Consider the following 4,898-nt stretch of genomic DNA (forward strand, 5'->3'; position numbering starts at 1 on the left):
AACCAGAAGTAACCGAAGGCCCCGGCCGCCACCCTTCCCCCGGGTGGCGGCCGGGGCCTTCGTGTTACCCGCTACGCGGTGAGGCGGCGAGGCCGGTCGAGGCCAGGGCCTCGGGCGCGGCGGCCGGAGCCCGCTGGTCACCGGCCTGGCGCTTCGTCGCCGTCCGGCGGGGCGCCGGCTAGCGGCGCTGGGGGCGGGCCGCGCGGGCCACCGCCACCACGGCCTTCTCCAGGGCGTACTCGGGATCGTCGCCGCCGCCCTTGACTCCGGCGTCGGCGGCGGCCACGGCGCGCAGGGCGTCCGAGACCGCGTCCGCCGACCAGCCGCGCATCTGCTGGCGGACCCGGTCGATCTTCCACGGCGGCATGCCCAGGTCCCGGGCCAGGTCGCCGGGGCGGGACCCACGGGGGGCGGAGGCGAGCTTGCCGATCGCGCGGACCGCCTGGGCCAGGGCGCTGGTGATCAGCACCGGTGCCACCCCGGTGGACAGGGACCAGCGCAGGGCCTCCAGGGCCTCGGCCGCCCGCCCCTCGACCGCCCGGTCGGCGACCGTGAAGCTGGAGGCCTCGGCCCGGCCCGTGTAGTAGCGGGCGACGACGGCCTCGTCGATGGTGCCCTCGACATCGGCGCACAGCTGGGCGGCGGCGCTCGCCAGCTCCCGCAGGTCGCTGCCGATCGCGTCCACCAGGTTCTGGCACGCCTCCGGGGTCGCCGACCTGCCCAGCGTGCGGAATTCGCCCCGCACGAACGACAGCCGGTCCGCCGCCTTCGTCATCTTCGGGCAGGCGATCTCCCGCGCGCCCGCCTTGCGGGCCGCGTCCAGCAGACCCTTGCCCTTGACGCCGCCCGCGTGCAGGAGGACCAGGACGATCTCCTCGTAGGGCGCGGTGAGGTAGGCCTTGACCTCCTTGACCGAGTCCGCGGACAGGTCCTGGGCGTTGCGCACGACCAGCACCTTGCGCTCGGAGAAGAGCGAGGGGCTCGTCAGCTCGGCGAGCGTGCCGGGCTGGAGCTGCTCGGAGGCGAGGTCGCGGACGTCCGTGTCGGCATCGGCGGCGCGGGCGGCCGCCACCACCTCGCGCACGGCACGGTCGAGCAGCAGCTCCTCCTGCCCCACCGCGAGGGTGAGCGGGGCAAGCGGATCGTCGGTGGAGTTCTTCCTGGTGGCCATCGGCTCCAGCATCCCACGCCGCACCGACAGCCCTCCGCCCCGCGTGCCCGAGAATGGTCGCGTGAATGTGCGACATGTACTCGTCCTGCCCGACCGCGACGCCGCCGAGGAGGTGGCCCAGGAAGCCGTCGACCGCTTCGGCCTCCCCGAGGAGCCGCATGTGGTCCGCGACGCGCTGGCCGGCGAGGACGACGCCGAGGACGCCCAGTGGCTGGTGGTCGTCGAGGACCCGCAGGAACGGCTCGACAGCAGCACCCTGGACGACCTCGCCGCCGAGTACGAGGGCTGGCTGGAAGCCCCGTAGGGGTGCCCCGCCGAGCAGGCCGGCCTCGGGTCACCGGACACCGCTCCTTGATCCGGCCCGACCGGCGGGGCACCCCCCGGCCGCTCCGCCTCCGCGTCAGGCCTTGCGCACGGCCTGGACGTCCAGGGTCACTTCCACGCTCGAACCGATGGCGGCGATCCCGTGCGCCAGCATCGACTGCCAGTTGAGGGTGAAGTCCTCACGGTGCAGTTCGGCGGTGGCCCGGCAGGCCGCCCGGAGCTCTCCCTCCAGACCCGTGCCCAAGCCCAGGTACTGGGTGTCCAGGGTCACGGACCGGCTCACCCCGTGCAGGGTCAGCGCCCCGGCGACGGCCCAGCCGCTGCCGCTGCGGTGGATGAACCGCTCGCTGTAGAACTCCACCGTGGGGTGGCGGACCGCGTCCAGGAAGTCCCCCGACCTCAGGTGGTCGTCGCGCAGCCGCACCCCGGTGTCGATGCTCGCCGCGTCGATGATCACGTGCATGGAGGAGTCCTCCATGCGCTCGGCTATCCGTACCGCCCCGGCGAACGTGGTGAACCGGCCCCGGATCCGGGCCAGACCGATGTGGCGGGCCGTGAACCCGATGGACGAGTGCGTCGGGTCGAGTTCCCAGTGTCCGGGCTGCGGCAGCAGCGGCGGCTCCACCGTGTCGAGGATGATCTCCGCGGTGCCGGGCTGCCCCGGGTCCCCCACGAGTGTCACCCCGTGGAACGGTGCGTACCCCTCCGAGGTCACGGAGAGCCGGTACTCCCCCTCCGGTACGGCCACGGCGAAGCCGCCGTACGGGTCGGTCTCGCCGCTGACGATGCGGCGGCCGATCGGGTCGGTCACCTCGAACGCGGCCTGTCGTACCGGTCGGTGGACCGTGTCGAGGACCCGGCAGCTGAGCAGACGCGCCGTCGGCGGCAGCGTCAGTGTCGCGGATGTGGGCGGGCTGGAATTTCCGGCCGTCTCCATCCCCCGTCGGCGACCGAACATGGCTGATGCACCCCCGTGCTGTGTGGACTTGGACCGTTCTGGCGAAGACGCATTCGATCATGCTGTCGGGTTGTGGGCAAACAGAGTGGTCGCGCCCGGTATGGCCGCGACGACTCCGCCGCCGGTTGGCCGAAAATGCTCGTAGTCGAAATCCGCTCCCGGTGACGGCGATCGAGCCGTCGACATCGGTACGCAGCACGGTCGTCCCCAGTTCCCGCAGCCGGGCGAGCGTACTCGGCGCGGGGTGTCCGTAGCGGTTGCCCACGCCGACGGGAACGAGTGCGAGCCGTGGCCGGATCCGGGCGTACAGCTCCGGATCCTGGTGCGCCGAGCCGTGGTGGGCGACCTTGAGGACATCCACCGGGCCGAGGTCCGGACGGGCTCTCAAGAGGGCCTGTTGCGCGGCCGGTTCGAGGTCACCGAGGAGGAGCAGGGTCAGCCCCCCGCCCCGCACCAGCAGGGCGACGCTCGCGTCGTTGGGGCCCTCGGGCGGCGGTCCGTCCGGCGGAGGCCAGAGCACCTGCCATTCGAACGCTCCGGCCCGGCGCCGCTCCCCCTGTACCGCCTTCACGATCGGCACTCCGGCGGCCGCCGCGGTCCGCCGGACGAACTCGGCCTGTCCCGGCGGCTCTTCCAGCGCGGTGGCCTGGATCACACCCACGGACCGGCCCCGCAGCACCCCCGACAGGCCTCCGACGTGGTCGGCGTGAAAGTGCGTCAGCAGGAGCATCGCAACCCGCCGCACGCCCAACGCGCGCAGACAGTCGTCCACCGGTCCGGGTTCCGGGCCGGCGTCCACCACGAGGGCCTCACCGGGTCCGACGGCGAGCACGGCGGCGTCCCCCTGCCCCACGGCGCACTGGACGTAGCTCCAGTCGGGCGGCGGCCAGCCGGAGAGCGTACGGGTGAGCTGCGGCGGCCGCAGTACGGCCAGGAGCAGCAGCGCCGCCAAGGCGGAGCAGAGCCACCCTCTTCCGCGGAACCGGATACCACCGATCGTCACGACGGCCAGGGTGGCGCAGGCCAGCAGAACGCCGCCGGTGACCCCGCCCGGCCACGGCAGCTCCGCGCCCGGGAACCGGGCCCCGGCCCGAGCCACGCCGGCGATCCATCCGGCGGGCACCCCCGCGCACCGGGCGAGCAGCTCTGCGGCGGGCATCCACACCGGAGCCACCGCGAGCGCGGCGAAGCCGAGGACCGTCGCGGGTCCTGCCGCCAGCTCGGCCAGCAGGTTGCAGGGGACCGCCACCAGGCTGACCCGCGCGGCGAGCACGGCCACCACGGGCGCGCACACCGCCTGCGCGGCCGCGGCGGCACCCAGCGCCTCGGCGAGCCTCGGCCCCGCCCCACGGCGCCGCAGTGCCTCGCTCCACCGGGGAGCGAGGGTGAGCAGCGCCCCGGTGGCCAGCACGGAGAGCAGGAAGCCGTGACTGCGCGCCAGCCACGGGTCGTAGAGCACCAGCAGCAGCACGGCGGCGCCCAGGGCCGGGATCAGGGACCTGCGCCGCCCGGTGGCGATGGCCAGCAGGGTGACCGCCCCGCAGGCAGCGGCCCGCAGCACGCTCGGCTCCGGCCGGCACACCACCACGAACGCCAGCGTCAGAGCCGCCCCGCACACGGCGGTGACCCGCAGCGAGAGTCCGAGCCGGGGCGCCAGCCCGCGCCGTTCCGCCTGCTGCGCACGGGCCGGGGGCCCGATGAGCAGGAACAGCACCACGGTCAGGTTGGAACCGGAGACGGCCAGCAGGTGCAGCAGGTCGGTGGCCCGGAAGGCCTCGTGCAGATCGGGCGGAATCCTGGAGGTGTCCCCGACGACCAGTCCCGGCAGCAGGGCCCTGGCATCCGGTGGGAGCCCCTCGGTGGCTTCGCGCAGCCCGGCCCGCAGCCGCCCCGCGAACCGCTGGACGGTGTCCGGGCCGCCGGCCACCCGGGGCGGGGTGTCACCGGCCGGGCGCAGCAGCGCCGAGGCCCGCTCCCCGCCCCGCGCCGGAGCCAGCCGGGCGACCACCAGCACCCGCGTGGAAGGCTTCAGCCGGGCCCACCCCGGATGCCCGGCCAGTACCCGCACCGGGGTCTCGACCCGGGTACTCGACCCGTCGGGCCCGGTCACCCGGGTCACCACCGCGTCCAGGACCACCATGGGCGGCCCGCTCCCGCTCCGGGCGGTCCTCGGGTCGGAGCCGACGGTGAGCTCCACGAGGACGCGGGCGTGCTCCCGGGCCAGCCCGGCCACCGGCCCGGCCCGCGCCTCGCCGCGCTGGAGCCCGGCCACCCCCGCTCCGGCGGCCGCGCACAGCAGCGCCGCCGCCGCGGCCGGGGCGAGCCGCCACAGCGGTCCCGGTCGTCGCCGGCACGCGCCCAGCATCAACAGGCCGGCGCAGACGATCCCCAGGCCCACCCCGAGGGCGGTCCGGTGGACGGGCGCGTCCAGGGCGAGGGCGGCCG

The 4,898-nt window shown here is 75.0% G+C and carries 3 protein-coding genes and 1 pseudogene; 1 reads left to right on the forward strand and 3 read right to left on the reverse strand.

The features are described from left to right. Nucleotides 1–178: 178 nt before the first annotated feature. On the reverse strand, nt 179–1,171 hold the full coding sequence (gene holA, locus ACWGIU_RS29845) for a DNA polymerase III subunit delta (protein ID WP_453710969.1): 993 nt from the start codon (nt 1,169–1,171) through the stop codon (nt 179–181). A 61-nt stretch (nt 1,172–1,232) separates the two neighbouring features. Here holA and ACWGIU_RS29850 point away from each other — a divergent pair, with 61 nt between their 5' ends. Continuing rightward, on the forward strand, nt 1,233–1,475 hold the full coding sequence (locus ACWGIU_RS29850) for a hypothetical protein (RefSeq protein WP_453710971.1): 243 nt from the start codon (nt 1,233–1,235) through the stop codon (nt 1,473–1,475). A 96-nt stretch (nt 1,476–1,571) separates the two neighbouring features. Here the strand turns inward: ACWGIU_RS29850 and ACWGIU_RS29855 are convergent, their stop codons facing one another. Both ACWGIU_RS29855 and ACWGIU_RS29860 read right to left on the reverse strand, forming a co-directional pair. Then, nucleotides 1,572–2,453, reverse strand: a complete 882-nt coding sequence (locus ACWGIU_RS29855) for a YceI family protein (RefSeq protein ID WP_453710973.1) — start codon at nt 2,451–2,453, stop codon at nt 1,572–1,574. Nucleotides 2,454–2,838: 385 nt separating this feature from the next. Then, a pseudogene (locus tag ACWGIU_RS29860) lies at nt 2,839–4,818 on the reverse strand (ComEC/Rec2 family competence protein); the annotation flags it as partial. Nucleotides 4,819–4,898: the final 80 nt, after the last annotated feature.

This window comes from Streptomyces sp. NPDC054840 (assembly GCF_053611065.1).